Source organism: Ureibacillus galli (assembly GCF_014836845.1).
In the GTDB taxonomy this organism is placed as follows: domain Bacteria; phylum Bacillota; class Bacilli; order Bacillales_A; family Planococcaceae; genus Ureibacillus; species Ureibacillus galli.
The window spans coordinates 27,276-44,441 of the sequence record NZ_JACSQA010000028.1; the positions used below are offsets into that span (position 1 = coordinate 27,276).

Sequence of the window (17,166 nt, forward strand, 5' to 3'; positions counted from 1 at the left end):
AAAAAACACCTTCGTATGTTCGAGGGTGTTTTTCAAGTTTTACAAATAGTAAAATTAATATTAGACAGAACAAAATTTTCCCATATGAAAGTTTAAAGAGGAATTGTCTCATTTTATCGTGAATAATAAAGGAACTCCTTAGTATACCTATGTTGTTTGATTTTTGAAAAATAGGGAAAATTAAAGTAGGAATACTAACTTAAAGTACTGCTTTTTTCAATAATTTGTTTAAAAGATAGGCTGAAAATAGGGCTAGAACATAACCATTCCTACGAGTAGAATACTTAATTATGGATAAGGAATAGAAGTAAAACTCTTATTTTTAGTGAGGCGTTTCCAATGACCAATATTTTATTAATACTAGTGTTACAACTCGTATATGTACCGTTATTAACATTACGTACCATTTTTCTAGTAAAGAATTTAACGATGTTTGCAGCTGTTTTTGGGATATTAGAAATGCTCATTTATGTATTTGGACTTTCTTTAGTATTTAATGGGGACCAGAGCTTATTAGCTATGGTTGTATATGCAGTAGGTTTTGGACTAGGCATGTTTTTAGGAACAAAAATTGAAAATAAACTTGCCATTGGTTATGTGTATGTCACGATCAATACGCAAAATAAAAATCAAGAGCTAATCGATACATTAAGAATCAATGGATTTGCTATTACGACGTTTGTCGGAGAAGGTCGAGATAGCAATCGTTATAAATATGAAATTTTAGCAAAACGCAATCGAGAAAAAGAGCTATTTGACCTTGTTGAATCAATTGAGCCAAAGGCATTCATCATTTCCTATGAACCGAAGTCTTTTAAAGGTGGCTTTTTAGTTGATCGCATGAGGAAAATAGCAAAGATGAAATAATAGAAAGAGCTAGGAATTAAATCCTAGCTCTTTTTCTATTAAGTAGTGGTTTAGTGAAGTTTGTAAAATACCTCTCGCTTTGATTAATATATTAGGGGAATCCTAGCTCTTTTTTAATGAAGATAAATAGATGTGGTTATTAAATGCCTCTATCAATTGATGAAGTCGTTCAGCTTTGGCAGGACCATTTGGACATGGATGATAGTATTCGTTATTTTCAGATTGGATTCCAAAATAAGGAATCCCACTATCCTCGATTAGTTGGAGCCATTCTTTTTTTTCTTCCTCAAAAAATCTCCATCTACTTCTTTTTTCAACTCCCCAACCGATTAAGATCCAAGGATGTTGGGACATCTCTAGCAAAGAAGGTAAAGTAATGGTTGGATATTTACCTGATGTTTTTAAGTGTTCAAATAACTCAATTGCTTCGATTCCGGTTGCATTACGTACATAAAATAAATTATATAGGTGGAGCCTTCCTTCTAACTCGGAATGAGTGGCTTTCATAAATTGAACTAGTTGTTTCATGGTATTGTCTAATGTTGTTTCATCTGTATGGGAACCGTTCATAATGAGTTTTTTCTTTGCCTCGCCTTTTAAATGAGCCGAACCTGGATTTAACATCACAACAGCTCCTAATGACTTTCGGGAAGTTCCAAATTGAATAAAGGTATTTGTTCGGTAAACTTCCTCACCAATTAGCTGAAAAGTAGCAATTGCCCTCACATTTTCCAACCCCATAAACCCCCATGTAAACTTAGTGTTATTCATATTATTCTTCTAAACTCGAAATTATTAGCGCAAATTTACTATTTATAAAGAGAGATATAATGAATTTCCCTTCTTTTTTAAATGGAATAGTTTAAGGGCAAAAAATTTTCATTAGGACCTTTGAGTTTATTTAGAAATTTAGAACATGAAGAGGGAATTGAAGCTATTTATCGCTTTTAAATTCTAAGGAAGATAACGGAGCATATAATTAACAATAAACCCATATGTTACTAATTATAACATAGTCAATTGGAGGGTTGTTCGATGTACAAATGTAATGAAGCTCGATTAAAGGAATCGATCATTATGTTTAGTCGTTTTGGAGCCACTAAAAACGGTGGTGTAACGAGGCTTTCGTTATCAGCTGAGGATGTACAAGCACGAGACTATTTTTATGAATGTTGCCGGGACTTAGGATTGGAAATACGGGTAGATGATTTGGCCAATATGTATGCGACGCTTCCAGGAAAAAACAATCTACCTCCGATTGTGATGGGCTCACACCTTGACTCTGTTGTAAAAGGTGGGCGTTTTGATGGAGTGCTAGGTATTCTAACGGCACTAGAAGCAATAAAAACGATCAAGGAGAATGACATTGAACTGGATGTTCCATTAACGATTGTCAATTTTACAAATGAAGAAGGGGCGCGTTTCGAACCTTCTATGATGAGCTCAGGAATTTTATCTAATAAATTTGATAAGCAGAAAATGCTGCAATCAACAGATAAAGATGGCGTGACCTTTGAACAAGCATTGCAAACAAGTGGTTATGAAGGTGCTGAAGAAAACCGATTAAAAGAAGCCTCTGCCTATTTAGAATTACACATTGAACAAGGGCCAGTACTTGAAGCAGAACAGATAGAGATAGGCGTTGTAGAAGGTGTATTAGGTATGGTTTGTTATGAAATTCGTATATTCGGTGAGTCCAATCATGCGGGAACAACACCAATGAGCATGAGAAAGGATCCGTTGTTTTTGGCTAATAAATGTATAACAAAGCTTATAGATGATTTAGCAAAGGTTGACGAAGATCTCGTTTATACCATTGGGAGATTGAACGTTACTCCAAACATTCATACGGTTATCCCGGACAAAGTCATATTCACTATTGAAGCCCGTCATAAACTGCCAGAAAAAATTAGACAAGTAGAAGAAATTATACATTCCCTTCCAGCTTTTGATGCGGGCTGTAAAGTTGAAAAAGAAAAATTATGGGATCGGGATACTGTCCATTTTGATTCGTCCATTTGTGATCAAATTGAACAAGCTTGCCGTGGATATGGATATTCATCTAAACGGTTATATAGCGGGGCAGGACATGATGCTCAATTTATGGCATCCTATATCCCTTCTGCCATGATTTTTGTCCCAAGTATAAAAGGGAAAAGTCATTGTGAAGAGGAAGAGACAACCTTTGAAGATTGTGTTAAGGGAGCGGATGTTCTTTTAGAAACAGTATTAAACCTTCAAACGAAAATGGCAATGAAAGAAGCGCACATTTAGTTCAATAATATTTGGAATGGGAGAGGTTTAAATGACAAAGAAAAAAATCATTACTGGCGGTACAATTGTAACGGCTACGGATACGTATAAAGCCGATATCCTTATTGAAAATGAAAAGATTGTCCAAATTGCATCGGAGATTATCGACTCAGAGGCTGAAGTGGTTGATGCAACTGGAAAATATGTTTTCCCAGGAGGCATTGATCCGCATACCCATTTAGATATGCCCTTTAATAATACGGTAACCGATGATGATTGGGAATCGGGTACGATTGCTGCGGCGTTTGGAGGCACAACAACGATTTTAGACTTTTGCTTAACAGCAGGTGAAACCAAATTATCGAAAGCTATTGAAAAATGGAATGAAAAATCAAAGGGGAAAGCAGCCATTGACTATGGGTACCATTTAATGATTAGTGATTTAAATGAAGAAACAGAAAAAGAGTTGCCCCTTCTTTTAGAAAAGGAAGGCATTACGTCCATTAAAGTATTTATGGCTTATGCAAAGGAATTTCAAGCAACGGATCGTACATTATATAAAGCTTTTAAAATTGGAAAAGAGACAGGTGCCGTTGTAATGGTACATTGTGAAAACGGATCAGTAATAGATGAACTTGTTGAACAAGCAAAATTAGCTGGCAATACAGCACCTATTTACCATGCTCTAACACGTCCTCCTGAATTAGAGGGAGAAGCGACAAAACGAGCAATCGAACTAGCTCATGTAGCAGGAGCAACCCTTTATGTTGTGCACGTAACTTGTAAAGAAGCAGTAGATGAAATAATAAAAGCCCGTGAAAAGGGTTATGACGTCTATGGTGAAACTTGCCCTCCATATTTAACATTAGACCAAACGGCATTGGAAAAACTTGATTTTGAAGGTGCTAAGTATGTATGGTCACCACCACTAAGACCGAAATCTCACCAAGAACCTCTTTGGAATGCATTAAAAGCAAAACAACTACAAACAATTGGCTCCGATCAATGCTCTTTTAACTTCAACGGTAAAAAACAACTCGGATTAAATGATTTCTCTAAAATACCTAACGGCGGTCCCTTTATTGAAGATCGATTCAGTGTTTTATATTCAGAGGGTGTCGCAAAGGGACGCATTTCTTTAAATGATTTTGTCGATATGATTTCAACGAGTGCAGCAAAAATCTTCGGTTTATACCCTCAAAAAGGGACGATTGCAGTTGGGTCCGATGCAGATATCGTACTGTTTGATCCAAGGGTAAAACGGACTATTTCTGCTCAAACCCATCATATGAACGTTGATTATAACGCTTTTGAAGGATTGGAAGTAACGGGCGAGCCGATTAGTGTGTTATTGAGGGGCGAATATGTCATAAAAGACAAGCAATTTGTAGGTTCCCTTGATTATGGCAAATATATTAAACGCAAACTGGCAAAAAAATTAAGGGATGAAGAAGCTGTAATACCTAATTAAGCTCGAGTTTACTTTAGGGGGGATTAAATGAGTACACTTACTGGAGGACAAATTTCTTTAAATTTGATTGATAATTTTAAAGAAATTCATCCTGGTTTAACAAAAAGGGAAGCTATTGAAGAAGCCAATCGTTGTTTATATTGCTATGACGCACCTTGTATAAAGGCTTGTCCAACTAGCATTGAAATTCCTAAATTTATTAAAAAGATTGCAACGGGAAATTTAAAAGGCTCGGCTAAAACGATATTAGAAGCAAATCCTATCGGTGCTAGTTGTGCACGAGTTTGTCCGACGGAAGAGTTATGTGAAGGTGCCTGTGTTCTAAATAACGAAACGAAACCGATTTCAATTGGTCATTTACAACGTTATGCAACGGATTGGGCGATGCAACAAAGGGAACCGTTATTTGAAGTAGGAGAAAAAAACGGTAAAAAAGTGGCCATTATCGGTAGTGGTCCAGCAGGATTATCGGCAGCTAGAGAGTTAAGTTTACTAGGTTATGAAGTAACTATATTTGAAGCCCAACAAGAGGCAGGTGGATTAAACCGTTACGGTATTGTTTCATTCCGATTGCCGACGGAAGTTGTTCAGTGGGAAGTAGAGCAAGTAAAACAACTGAATGTCGACATTAAAACGAATACAGTTGTAGGGGTCGATATTACGACAGAGGAACTACTGAACCAATTTGACCGAGTTGTTGTAGCCGTCGGGATGGGTAATGTCCCTCATCTAGGGATTGAGGGGGAAACGTTAAAGGGTGTATATGACGCCATTGAATTTGTAAAAAGAACAAAGATGGATGAATTAACCGATGATTTAGTTGGTAAAAGGGTAACCGTTATAGGCGCGGGAAATACGGCTATTGATGCAGCTACAACGGCTGTCCGGCTAGGTGCTGCAAACGTTAAGATCGTTTATCGTAGAACGAAAAATGAAATGACGGCTTATCAATTTGAATACGATTTTGCTAAGCAAGATGGCGTGGAGTTCCGTTGGTTAACCACACCAACAAAAATTATAGGAAATGAACAAAATGAAGTGGTTGGTTTAGAGTGTTTAAAAATGGAGTTAGGCGAAGTGGGTGTAGATGGAAGACAAAAGCCAATCCCCGTCCAACAATCTGAGTTTGTTTTAGAAACGGACGTTGTCATTAAGGCGATTGGCCAATCAAGACATCTTCTATTAATAGAAGGGTTTGGTTTAGAACATTCAAAGGGTGTAGTAGAGGTAAATCCAGAAACCTATCAAACTTCCAAAGAGAAAATTTATGCATGTGGTGATGTCATTTTTGGAAATGGTCAAGGGGAGGCAATGGTTGTGACTGCTGCTCAGCAAGGGAAGGAAGTCGCAGAAGCCATTCACCGTTCATTTGTACTACAATCGGAAATTGTGTAATAAGGGAGGAACTATTAATGGCAGATTTACGAATCAGTTTTGCGGGCATTAAATCACCCAATCCTTTTTGGCTTGCTTCAGCACCACCGACCAATTCGGGATACCAAGTACAAAGGGCCTTTGAAGCTGGCTGGGGAGGGGCCGTTTGGAAAACGTTAGGTGAGCCAATTATTAATACGACTTCCCGATTTGCAGCCCTCAGCTTTAATGGTCAACGGGTAGCGGGATTTAATAATATTGAGCTCATTACGGACCGCCCTTTAGAAGTAAATTTAAAAGAAATATACGAGACGAAAAAACGTTTTCCTAATCATGCGATTATTGCCTCCCTTATGGTCGAACCAAAACAAGAAAAATGGCATGAAATCGTAAAGCGGGTTGAAGACGTTGGGGTTGATGGGTTGGAGTTGAATTTTGGTTGTCCCCATGGAATGGCTGAGCGCGGAATGGGAGCTGCTTCTGGACAAGTGCCAGAGCTAGTTGAAAAACAAACCTATTGGGTAAAGGAAGTAGCTAAAACACCAGTTATCGTCAAACTCACTCCTAACATAACGGATATTACTATTACAGCAGAAGCAGCCGTTCAAGGTGGAGCCGATGCCATTAGTATGATTAATACAATAAACAGTTTAATGGGTGTCGATTTGGACACGTGGAACACGATCCCTCATGTTGCAGGAAAGGGTGCCCATGGAGGATATTGTGGTCCTGCTGTAAAGCCAATTGCCCTTAATATGGTAGGGGAATGTGCAAGAAATCCGCTTATTGATGTTCCAATCTCTGGTATCGGTGGTATATCCAATTGGCAAGACGCCGTTGAATTCATTTTAATGGGCGCTACCGGTGTCCAGGTATGTACAGCAGCAATGCATCACGGTTTTAGCATTGTGGAGGATATGTTAGATGGTTTAAACAATTACCTTGATAGTAAAGGAATCGCCTCCATAATGGATATCGTCGGAAAAGCTGTTCCGAAATATTCCGATTGGGGTGACTTAGATTTAAATTACAAAGTGGTAGCACGCATTAACAACGATGTGTGCATCAACTGTAATAAATGCCATATATCTTGTGAAGACACTTCTCATCAATGTATTGATATGTTGAAAAACGAAAACGGAGAACCGTATTTGAAAGTACGGGAAGAGGATTGTGTCGGATGTAATTTATGTGCGATTGTTTGCCCTGTTGAAGGTGCTATCAATATGGTTGAATTGAAACAACCTTTACCCAAAATGACGTGGAATGAAAGACAATCGAACATAGCCCGTTTCAAGATAGATAAAGTAGCGAAGTGACAATAGAGTCTTTTTAGTTTTGGATGAATATGAAACCTTGAAATGGGGTGAAGTTATGTCAGATCATTTACAATATTTAGAGGAGAAGAGAAAGATTGATAGCTATTTTGAAAAAGGCTATCAAATTGTAAGTATTTTCGAGAACTTAAGTGGCACGTTCGTTGACTTTGTCACAAGTAATGATAGCGGTGAGCGGGAAATCGTACAATTGCAATTACTTACAGCGGAATCTCGAAAATATATTGCATCAAAATTAATCATTAATTAAAGGGTAAGGAATAAACATATAACAAAACTTGTACGGATTCTTTTCATCCGTACAAGTTTTTCATCCGTACAAGTTTTTTTATTCGATTGACAAAACGTAAACAATTCATTAATATGTTTGTATAATAATAAACAAAATAAATTTTCGTTTATATAAATACAATTACTTATGAAAGTTTTTAGCACGGGAGGTAAAGAAGTGAACCAGTTGGAACCATTTTGGAATGCAACTTTGGATGAAATTAAACGTGGATATACCGAAGACCAATATAAATATTGTTGTTTACTATGTGGAGAACAAGTTGAAAAGGGAATTATATATCCTCAAGAACAAGTTTTATATGAAGCAGAACGGTTTATTCGTTTGCATATTGAAAAAAATCATGACTCTGTATTTGATTATTTAATTAGTTTAGATAAAAAAATAACTGGGTTAACGGAGCATCAAACAATGTTATTAAGCCAATTTTATGCTGGTAAAACTGATAAAGAGATTCAACAAGAAATGGAAATTGGCAGTAGTTCCACAATTCGACATCATCGTTTTATGTTAAAGGAGAAGGAACGTCAGGCTAAAACATTTTTAGCTATTATGGAATTGTTAAAAGAAAAGGATCAATATGCACCTGCATTTGTGGAGCCCCATAAACATGCCACGATGGTAGATGATCGTTATGCTGTGACAACTGAAGAACAGTCTAAAATATTAGAAAAGTATTTTCTGGAAGGGTTATCTGGTCCTTTAGCGAAGTTTCCTCCTAAGGAAAAGCAACGCATTGTAGTATTGCGTGCGATTGCTAACCGTATTGATCCAAATGTAACTTATACAGAAAAAGAGTTAAATGAATTATTAAAAACGATTTACAGTGATTATGTATTGATTCGGAGATATTTAATTGAATATGGATTTTTAGATCGGAAATTAGATGGAAGTATGTATTGGTTGAAAAAGTAACATGATTAAATGAATGTAGGTGGTACGGATGGATAGAAAAAAAGAGCTGAAGCAACAGTATCAAGAGGTTGCCATTGTGGCGGGGGTATATGAAATAAAAAACAATGTAAATGGAAAAGTGTTTATCGACAGTACACGTAACTTAAAAACAATTAATGGTGTGAAATTCAGTTTGGACAATCAAGTTTTTAAAAACAAAGCACTCCAAGTTGATTGGACGCAATTTGGAAAAGATGCCTTTACGATTAATGTATTAGAATCATTAAAAAAAGATGAGAACGATCCGTATTTCAATGAAAAGGAAGCATTGAAGGAATTAGAACAAAAATGGTTGGAAAAGTTAAAACCATTCGGCGAGCGGGGTTATAACTAACGATATAGATGGTGATTTAAAAATGAGCTAGTATTAAAAATTGTGGTAAAGGGGTGTCGCTGTACTTTATAGATGCCTCTTTTTTGTTGTCGATAAAATAAGGAAAATGTAACAAGAAAGCGACAAAAATTTTTTCAATTCATTCATTTCATATCGGATTGTTTCGTAATATATAGAGACATTATTTGGTAGGAGGAGTGTATTTCTTTGAAAATTTTCCGCTTTCTCTTAATCGCCTTCAGTTTGTTTTTAGTAGGTTGTGAAGAGTCAGTGGAAGTAAAACCAGTTGTAACGTTAGAGACGAAACCATTAGTAGAAGCCAGTTCTATTGTAGAAGTTTCTGAAGTAGATACAAAAAAATTGGAGACTTCCAGTGACGAAGTTCATTTACTAGGTAATGCTTGTTATAGTAATGAGATATACATTGAAGGGGAAGGCACTTGTGCCTTGGAGATTCAATGTACAGATAATGATTCCTGTATTGAATGGGGAAATCGTATCATTAAAAATCTTGAAGAGGACTATGGTTCCCTTGTATATGAAGAATCTGTTGCAACTGGGAATGAAGGGGTAACTGTGCTCACTACTTATAATGTCGACCATGTCCAGGAGGTCATCTACACAGATCAAAATATTTCTGATGAAGATTTAACTTATCATGAGAACTTATGGTATAGCTTTAGTTGGCTAATCCCTGAAGATAAACGGAAAGAAATTAATCGTTTTGAAGTCTTTAACAGCGGAGATACCCTCGCTTATGTCTCCCTTTATGATCCGTATGGAAAGTATTGGACCCTCGGGATGAATCAAAAAGATATTGAACTTGCCTCCGAAACCCTTGTTACATACTTACATGAATATGCCCATTTTCTTTCGTTAAATGAATCTCAAATTAATTATTGGGTTCCTGAGAAACGGTGTAAGTCCCTTTATTTAATAGAATCAGGATGTTTTTATAAAGATGCCTATTTAACCTATTTCTATAAACAATTTTGGGATTCGGGAGGACATGGCAAATTGGAAGATTTTTATGTTTCAAAATATGCAATGTATTCCCCGGAAGAAGACTTCTCTGAATCGTTTGCCCACTTTGTTTTAACTCAAACTCCAAAGGGAGAAAATGTAAAAGAAAAAAAGATATTATTCTTTTATCAATTTGAGGAGTTGGTACAATTAAGGACAGAAATTATAGCCCGTACTGCAACATGGTTAATTCGAAGTGTTATTTAATAACATCCGCAAAAAATCCCCTTCGCCTACTGCGTTGGGGATGTTGTTTTTTTGCCTAAATAAATCCGTTCAAAGGTAAGTGATATTATATTGTATAGTTATAATACCCTCAATTAGAGAAGTTATAATTGTTAATTTAAGCCATCAATAAATGATTCAATTTCTTCTTGAGTTTTTCGATCCTTACTCACAAAACGTCCGCTTTCCTCACCATCTTTATAAGCAATAAAACTTGGAATACCAAAAACATCTAATTGAATACATAAATCAATAAATTCATCCCGGTCTACTTTGAAAAATTGATATTCAGAAGCATATTTTTCTTCAATGGATGGCATAACTGGGTCGATGAATCGACAATCTTTACACCAATCTGCTGAAAACATAAAAATTGTTTTGCCTGTTGATTTTAGCTTTTCAAATTGTTCTACGGATTGTAAATTTTCCACGATAAAAGTCCCCCTAAAATAATTTTTTCTCATCTTACCATACATATGTAATATTTTCCTATAAGGAAACTAAGGAATTGACAAAAACTTCTTCAAATAATATTCCACAAATCGAACAAATTATTTATCTAAGTACTGTATTTCCCTAACTCATGGATTAAAATTTTTCGGACATTCTAATGACGAAAGGAGGTTTCTGTTTGGTCCGAATATTAATTTCCTTGATCCTAATCATTTTTGTTGTTAATACGATGTTTTCTAACATTGGAAGTGCAAGTGAAACAACGTCTCAGGAAGAACTGATGAACCAGCGGATGGCATTGTATATACAATTTCAAGATCACATTGTACCATGGTACCACTTGGCTGCTATCGATCAATATGAAAGAAACATCCAAGCCGTTCGTCCGGATATACCAAAACGAGACAGTACGATAGCTATTCAATTTTCTAAAGAATATTGGGCTGGCGCTTTCAATCCATTGTCAGACGATACTTCACCTTTAACAATAAAATATTTTGGCGGTTTAGGACTTGATGGAAATAGTGATGGTGTTGCAAGTCCAGATGATGATGAAGATATTATGTTTACGATGTCAAACTATTTAAGTCAATATGGACCAACTATTGAAGATTTTAAAATTGCTTTATGGGAATATTATCAAAGCGAACAAGTGGTCAATCAAATTTTAACTATTGCTAAACTTTATAAACATTTTGATACAATTAATATAGATACACATGTTTTCCCTGTTCCTGTCCGTGGTTATAATTACAGCTATAGAGGAACATGGGGTGCCAATAGAGGCTGGGGCGGAAGACGTATACATGAAGGTACAGATATATTTGCAGGATATAGTACCCCTGTGCTATCAACATCTTATGGTGTAGTTGAAGTAATGGGGTGGAACGAATTTGGCGGTTGGCGCATAGGGATACGGGACAACCATAATACGTATCATTATTACGCTCATCTTTCTTATTTTAATAAAGACTTAAAAATAGGAGATATTGTTGAACCAGGAACATTAATCGGCGGTGTCGGTAGTTCTGGGTATGGGAAAGAAGGAACATCGGGTAAATTTCCACCACATTTACATTATGGAATGTATAAGTTTAACGGTCGTACAGAATGGGCGTTTGATCCTTATCCTTCTTTAAGACAATGGGAAAAATATTCAAGACAACAAAAGTAGTAAAAAAGCTGCCTTTTTAGGTGGCTTTTTTATTGGAAATAAAAAATTTTGATAAACGGTTGACAACTTATTAAAATTTATGTTAAATTTATCTCGAATTAAAGATAATCAACTTCGAAATGATTTGAACTGATTATTCGATTATTTTTTTAAAATAACATCTCGAATTCGAGATATAATGGAGGAAATAAAAATGGCAAAATTTATTATTGATCAATCTCATTCAAGTGTTGGTTTTGAAGTAAAACATATGATGGTTTCAAAAGTAAAAGGACAATTTAATAGTTATACGGCTGATGTAGAAGCGGCTGACCTAACAGATTTAACTACAGCGTCGATTTCGTTCGAATTTGATGTTGCAAGTGTCAATACTCACAGTGAAGACCGTGATAATCATTTGAAATCTGCTGATTTCTTTGATACAGAAAAGTTTCCTAAAATTACTTTTAAATCTACTAGCATCACGAAAGATGGAGATGACTACAAAGTAACGGGTGATTTAACTATTAAAGGTGTTACTAAACCGGTAACTTTTGATGTGGAATTTGGTGGTAAAGGTACAAACCCTTGGGGCGTTGAAGTTTATGGATTTGAAGCGGAGGCAAAAATTAACCGTGAAGAATTTGGATTAACTTGGAACGCTGCTCTTGAAACTGGCGGTGTACTAGTTGGTAAAGATATTAAAATTAAAGTTGAATTAGAAGTTAACCCTGCTGCATAAGCAATGTGCAAAATGGGTAATCTGACTCTTAAAAAGGTTACCCATTTTTTAAACTAAATCCGCCGAAAACTTGCTTATTTGACATAAAACGTATAAAATGCTACTGTTATCTCGAATTGAAGATTCTAGTCAATTTTTTTGAATAAATTAACTAAAAAAAATCACACTAAAGATAGTTTGGAAAAACTATTTTATTTTTTATAAAAATATCTCGAATTCGAGATAAATAGGAGGAATTAAAATGAATGAATTAAAAGGGTTGCATCACGTTACTGCAATAACAAGTAGTGCGGAAAAAATTTATGAATTTTTCACTTATACATTAGGACTTCGATTAGTAAAGAAAACTGTAAATCAAGATGACATTAAAACATACCATCTTTACTTTACGGATGATGTAGGTAGTCCAGGGACAGATATGACATTTTTTGATTTTCCAGGTATTCCAAAAGGGGTTCACGGTACAAATGAAATTTCTAAAACATCTTTTAGAGTTCCAAATGATAAAGCGTTAGATTATTGGATTAAACGTTTTGATCGGTTAGGAGTAAAACATACTGGTATAAAGGAACAGTTTGGTAAGAAAACAATTTCATTCGTTGATTTCGATAATCAAGCTTATCAACTTATTTCAGATGAATTTAATGAAGGAGTTGCTTCTGGAACGCCATGGCAAAAAGGTCCGATTCCTTTGGAGTATGCTATTACTGGTTTAGGTCCGATTTTTGTTCGAACATCTTACTTTGACTACTTTAAAGAAGTACTAGAAAAAGTATTTTTCATGCGAGAAATTGCTCAAGAAGATTCGTTCCACCTATTTGAAATGGGAGAAGGAGGAAATGGGGCACAAGTTGTCGTAGAGTATAATACAGTCCTTCCGCAAGCAAGACAAGGTTTCGGAACGGTTCATCATACAGCGTTCCGAGTGGATGATCGGGCAGAATTAGATGATTGGCAAAAACGTTTACAAGGATTTAATTTACCGAATTCAGGATATGTTGAACGATATTATTTCGGTTCTTTATATACAAATGTGGCTCCTTCGATTCTTTTTGAATTAGCTACAGATGGCCCCGGATTTATGGGGGATGAACCATATGAAACGTTAGGTGAAAAATTGTCCTTACCACCATTCTTTGAGGAAAAACGTGAAGAAATTGAAAGTTTAGTAAGACCTATTGATACAGTACGCAGTACAAAAACATTTGAAAAAGAGTATGAATAAGGAGGTGAAAAGTAAAAATGGGATTTCTAAATAAATTATTTGGTACTGAACATAAGGAGGAAGAAACAATGGCAAACTTAAATATCGGAATTATTTTAGGATCTACTCGTGAAGGTCGTGTTAGTCCTCAAGTAGGTGCTTGGGTAAAAGAATTAGCAGATAAACGTGGCGACGCAAATTATACAATTATTGATATCGCAGATTATAAATTACCGTTTTTAGGTGAAGCTGGTGCGGATAATTCCGGTGTAGCAGCTTGGTCTGAAGCGATTGCAAAACAAGATGGTTTTGTATTCATTGTACAAGAATATAACCACTCTATTACAGGTGCGCTTAAAAATGCACTAGACTTACTTCGTGAACAGTGGAACAACAAAGCGGCTGGTATCGTATCTTACGGTTCCGTAGGCGGTGCTCGTGCAGCGGAACATTTACGTGGCATTTTAGGTGAATTACTAGTAGCTGACGTACGTGTACACCCAGCTTTATCATTATTTACTGACTTTGAAAACGGTACAGACTTCAAACCGAAAGCTGTTCAAGCAGATTCAGTGAATCAAATGTTGAATCAAGTTATTTCATGGTCTACAGCATTAAAAACAATTCGATAAAAAGAATGTAGATGTGTGTATGGGTGGCTTCGCCCATACACATGTTTATAAACCTATTTGTGGAATCATTAAGTTGTATGAAGTTTGAGCAAATCCTTTAAACTATTTCGTTTGAAGGATGTGCTCAGACGTTATGCACGCATTGGAGGAAAATGAAATGAAAAAACAGACAGCAGGAATACATCATATTACCGCAATTGTTGGCCATCCGCAGGAAAACGTTGACTTTTATGCTGGAGTACTAGGTTTACGACTTGTGAAGAAAACCATTAACTTTGATGACCCAGGTACGTACCATCTATATTTTGGAAATGAAGGAGGAAAACCGGGATCAATTATTACGTTTTTCCCTTGGGTAAACGCTTATAAAGGGCAAATTGGTGATGGACAAGTGGGAATTACAACTTATGCTGTTCCTGTAGGTGCAATCGAGTTTTGGAAAGAACGATTAACGAAATTTGAAGTTGAATATACATTAAATGAAAGATTCGGAGAAACATTTCTTCAATTTGATGATCCCCATGGATTGCACCTTGAAATTGTTGAACGTGAGCAGGGGGAGTTAAACCATTGGACATTCGGTGGTGTGACGAAGGATGTTGCTATTAAAGGGTTCGGTGGAGCTGTTTTATTCTCCGCTCGTCCAGAGGAAACGGCATCAACATTAGTAGACGTAATGGGACTAGAACTGGTAGGTATAGAAGGAGACTATACAAGGTTTAAAGCTTCGGGTAATATTGGAAATATTATTGATTTAAAAATGATTACAGGTATTAGAGGTTCTATGGGAGTAGGAACAGTCCACCATATTGCATGGCGGGCTAAAGATGATAAAGACCATCTCGAATGGCAAGAGTATGCAATGGATCATGGTCAGCACGTGACGGAAATTAAGGATCGAAATTATTTTAATGCGATTTATTTCCGTGAATCGGGTGAGATTTTATTTGAAATTGCAACTGACCCACCTGGATTTGCCCACGATGAATCCTATGAAACAATGGGTAATCAACTAATGTTGCCTGACCAATATGAACATTTACGTGACCGATTAGAAATGTCACTTATTCCAATTCAAGTACGGCCGATTAATTAGGGGGGAAAACATGATTGCAATTCAACCGAAAAACAATAGTGAACGTGAAAATTATAAATTATTAACAGGCACCATTATTCCTAGGCCGATTGCTTTTGTAACAACGATTTCAGAAGAAGGAGTGGTTAACGGAGCCCCCTTTAGCTATTTTAATATCGTGTCCGCAAATCCTCCGTTAGTTTCGGTAGCTATACAAAGACCAAATGGGAATTTAAAGGATACAGCACGTAACATATACAATAATGGCGAATTTGTTGTGCATATTGTAGACCAAAACAATGTAAAACAGGTGAACGAAACTGCAGCTAGCTTACCTTATAATGAAAGTGAGCTTGAAATAGCAAATTTGTCTCAAGTTACAAGCGATATGATAAATGTACCTGGTATAAAAGAAGCGAAAGTTAGATTTGAGTGTAAACTTGTCCAAGCGCTACCTTTAATTAATGAAGAAAATCCCGGAAGTGATTTATTTATAGGAGAAGTTGTTTTATTTCATATAGATGAATCAATTTTTGATCAAGACAAAGGATATATTGATGAACGTAGTTTAGATGCGGTTAGTCGTTTAGCAGGACAAAATTATGCCACTTTAGGTGATATATTTTCTATTGAAAGACCAAAGTGATTGTTAATAAAGGAGAAAATGGAATGCAACATATATTTAAAGAAGGAACAAGCCCTAATAAACCTGTTTTACTTCTATTACATGGTACAGGTGGGGATGAAAACGACCTACTGCCAATAGCAGATATTATAGATTCTGAAGCTTCTGTACTTAGTGTTAGAGGAAATGTTTTAGAAAACGGAATGCCTCGTTTTTTTAAACGTCTGGCTGAAGGTGTTTTTGATGAAGAAGATTTAATTTTTCGCACAAATGAACTAAATCAATTTTTAGATGAAGCTGCTAACCAATACCAATTTGATCGTCATAATATTGTAGCAATCGGTTATTCTAATGGGGCAAATATAGCTGCAAGCTTACTGTTTCACATCCAAGATACGCTTAAAGGCGCTATTTTACATCACCCGATGGTTCCGAGAAGAGGGGTACAGTTACCGAATCTAGAAGGGACAAATATTTTTATTGCAGCTGGGGTAAATGATCCAATTTGTCCTCAACAAGAATCTATTGAACTGAAGGAACTTTTAGAGAGTGCCGGTGCAAATGTTCAAGATCATTGGGAAAATAGAGGGCATCAATTAACGATGTCTGAAATTCAAACGGCTAAAGCATGGTATGAAAAAATTTATTTATAATGAGATTATCCCCATCAAAGTTGATGGGGATAATTTTTGATTAGATGGTTTATGGGATTAGAAATATTATTACTATAGGAAGAAAAACTATTATTTTAATTATAATATTTATAAATGAATAATTTTAAGAAATAGTGTTGACATGTTTTATATAAGAGTGTAATATATTAAAAGTCGCTGATGTGACTTCGATAATATATTAAATGATTAAAAAAGTTATTGACTTTCATTTGATATATTGATATAATTTAAAAGCTGTCCGGCTGACTCAGCAACGCGAAATATTTTCGGAAAAAGTTGTTGACATCAAATCGGTAGCGAGTTATAATATAAGAGTTGCTGTTGAGAAACGGCATATGCAATGAACCTTGAAAACTGAACAACAAAACGTTAATGAATATAGTTTCAACTTAATTGTTGAAACGAAATTTTGGACATCATTATGATGCCAGCAAAAATTTGAGCTTTATCAAATTTTCTTTTATGGAGAGTTTGATCCTGG

General features: G+C 35.8%; 18 protein-coding genes. 16 read left to right on the forward strand and 2 right to left on the reverse strand.

What is annotated here, in order from left to right; translation table 11 throughout:
- The first annotated feature begins 339 nt into the window (after positions 1 to 339).
- A complete protein-coding gene (locus H9636_RS15120; protein WP_191708404.1) occupies positions 340 to 867 on the forward strand; it encodes a DUF2179 domain-containing protein in 528 nt (175 codons plus the stop codon).
- Positions 868 to 969: 102 nt separating this feature from the next.
- On the opposite strand, the gene H9636_RS15125 is transcribed toward H9636_RS15120, so the two are convergent.
- On the reverse strand, positions 970 to 1,593 hold the full coding sequence (locus tag H9636_RS15125; protein ID WP_318241035.1) for a DUF1643 domain-containing protein: 624 nt from the start codon (positions 1,591 to 1,593) through the stop codon (positions 970 to 972).
- Positions 1,594 to 1,902: 309 nt separating this feature from the next.
- Between H9636_RS15125 and H9636_RS15130 the strand changes: the two genes are divergently transcribed.
- The 8 genes from H9636_RS15130 to H9636_RS15165 all read left to right on the forward strand — a co-directional run bounded on the left by H9636_RS15130 (position 1,903) and on the right by H9636_RS15165 (position 10,109).
- On the forward strand, positions 1,903 to 3,141 hold the full coding sequence (locus H9636_RS15130; RefSeq protein ID WP_191708406.1) for a Zn-dependent hydrolase: 1,239 nt from the start codon (positions 1,903 to 1,905) through the stop codon (positions 3,139 to 3,141).
- Positions 3,142 to 3,172: 31 nt separating this feature from the next.
- Positions 3,173 to 4,591 carry a dihydropyrimidinase gene (hydA, locus tag H9636_RS15135; protein WP_191708407.1) on the forward strand — a complete coding sequence of 473 codons (1,419 nt, stop codon included), beginning with the start codon at positions 3,173 to 3,175 and terminating at the stop codon, positions 4,589 to 4,591.
- 27 nt (positions 4,592 to 4,618) lie between these two features.
- Positions 4,619 to 5,986, forward strand: coding sequence for an NAD(P)-dependent oxidoreductase (locus H9636_RS15140; RefSeq protein WP_191708408.1), 1,368 nt, complete (start codon positions 4,619 to 4,621; stop codon positions 5,984 to 5,986).
- A gap of 17 nt (positions 5,987 to 6,003) precedes the next feature.
- Positions 6,004 to 7,284: an NAD-dependent dihydropyrimidine dehydrogenase subunit PreA gene (preA, locus tag H9636_RS15145; RefSeq protein ID WP_191708409.1), complete on the forward strand. Its 1,281-nt coding sequence runs from the start codon at positions 6,004 to 6,006 to the stop codon at positions 7,282 to 7,284.
- Positions 7,285 to 7,339: 55 nt separating this feature from the next.
- Positions 7,340 to 7,552 carry a hypothetical protein gene (locus H9636_RS15150; RefSeq protein WP_191708410.1) on the forward strand — a complete coding sequence of 71 codons (213 nt, stop codon included), beginning with the start codon at positions 7,340 to 7,342 and terminating at the stop codon, positions 7,550 to 7,552.
- Between the two features lie 168 nt (positions 7,553 to 7,720).
- The gene (locus H9636_RS15155; RefSeq protein ID WP_191708411.1) at positions 7,721 to 8,506 is read left to right on the forward strand and encodes a DUF2087 domain-containing protein; all 786 of its coding nucleotides are present in this window, start codon (positions 7,721 to 7,723) and stop codon (positions 8,504 to 8,506) included.
- A 28-nt stretch (positions 8,507 to 8,534) separates the two neighbouring features.
- The gene (locus tag H9636_RS15160) at positions 8,535 to 8,879 is read left to right on the forward strand and encodes a GIY-YIG nuclease family protein (RefSeq protein ID WP_191708412.1); all 345 of its coding nucleotides are present in this window, start codon (positions 8,535 to 8,537) and stop codon (positions 8,877 to 8,879) included.
- A gap of 207 nt (positions 8,880 to 9,086) precedes the next feature.
- Positions 9,087 to 10,109 (forward strand): hypothetical protein, encoded by a 1,023-nt coding sequence (locus H9636_RS15165; RefSeq protein ID WP_191708413.1) that lies wholly within the window; start codon positions 9,087 to 9,089, stop codon positions 10,107 to 10,109.
- A gap of 131 nt (positions 10,110 to 10,240) precedes the next feature.
- Here the strand turns inward: H9636_RS15165 and H9636_RS15170 are convergent, their stop codons facing one another.
- Positions 10,241 to 10,591 carry a thioredoxin family protein gene (locus tag H9636_RS15170; RefSeq protein WP_225230256.1) on the reverse strand — a complete coding sequence of 117 codons (351 nt, stop codon included), beginning with the start codon at positions 10,589 to 10,591 and terminating at the stop codon, positions 10,241 to 10,243.
- Positions 10,592 to 10,758: 167 nt separating this feature from the next.
- On the opposite strand from H9636_RS15170, the gene H9636_RS15175 reads away from it, so the two are divergent.
- The 7 genes from H9636_RS15175 (at position 10,759) to H9636_RS15205 (ending at position 16,664) form a co-directional block, all read left to right on the forward strand.
- A complete protein-coding gene (locus tag H9636_RS15175) occupies positions 10,759 to 11,754 on the forward strand; it encodes a M23 family metallopeptidase (protein ID WP_404817764.1) in 996 nt (331 codons plus the stop codon).
- A 193-nt stretch (positions 11,755 to 11,947) separates the two neighbouring features.
- On the forward strand, positions 11,948 to 12,475 hold the full coding sequence (locus tag H9636_RS15180; protein ID WP_191708416.1) for a YceI family protein: 528 nt from the start codon (positions 11,948 to 11,950) through the stop codon (positions 12,473 to 12,475).
- A gap of 241 nt (positions 12,476 to 12,716) precedes the next feature.
- Positions 12,717 to 13,700: a ring-cleaving dioxygenase gene (locus H9636_RS15185; protein ID WP_191708417.1), complete on the forward strand. Its 984-nt coding sequence runs from the start codon at positions 12,717 to 12,719 to the stop codon at positions 13,698 to 13,700.
- A gap of 17 nt (positions 13,701 to 13,717) precedes the next feature.
- Positions 13,718 to 14,311: an NADPH-dependent FMN reductase gene (locus H9636_RS15190; RefSeq protein WP_191708418.1), complete on the forward strand. Its 594-nt coding sequence runs from the start codon at positions 13,718 to 13,720 to the stop codon at positions 14,309 to 14,311.
- A gap of 157 nt (positions 14,312 to 14,468) precedes the next feature.
- Positions 14,469 to 15,407, forward strand: coding sequence for a ring-cleaving dioxygenase (locus tag H9636_RS15195; RefSeq protein ID WP_191708419.1), 939 nt, complete (start codon positions 14,469 to 14,471; stop codon positions 15,405 to 15,407).
- Positions 15,408 to 15,417: 10 nt separating this feature from the next.
- Positions 15,418 to 16,032 (forward strand): flavin reductase family protein, encoded by a 615-nt coding sequence (locus H9636_RS15200; RefSeq protein WP_191708420.1) that lies wholly within the window; start codon positions 15,418 to 15,420, stop codon positions 16,030 to 16,032.
- A 23-nt stretch (positions 16,033 to 16,055) separates the two neighbouring features.
- Entirely contained in the window at positions 16,056 to 16,664 is a 609-nt protein-coding gene (locus H9636_RS15205; protein WP_191708421.1) for an alpha/beta hydrolase, read from the forward strand.
- The last annotated feature ends 502 nt before the right edge of the window (positions 16,665 to 17,166 follow it).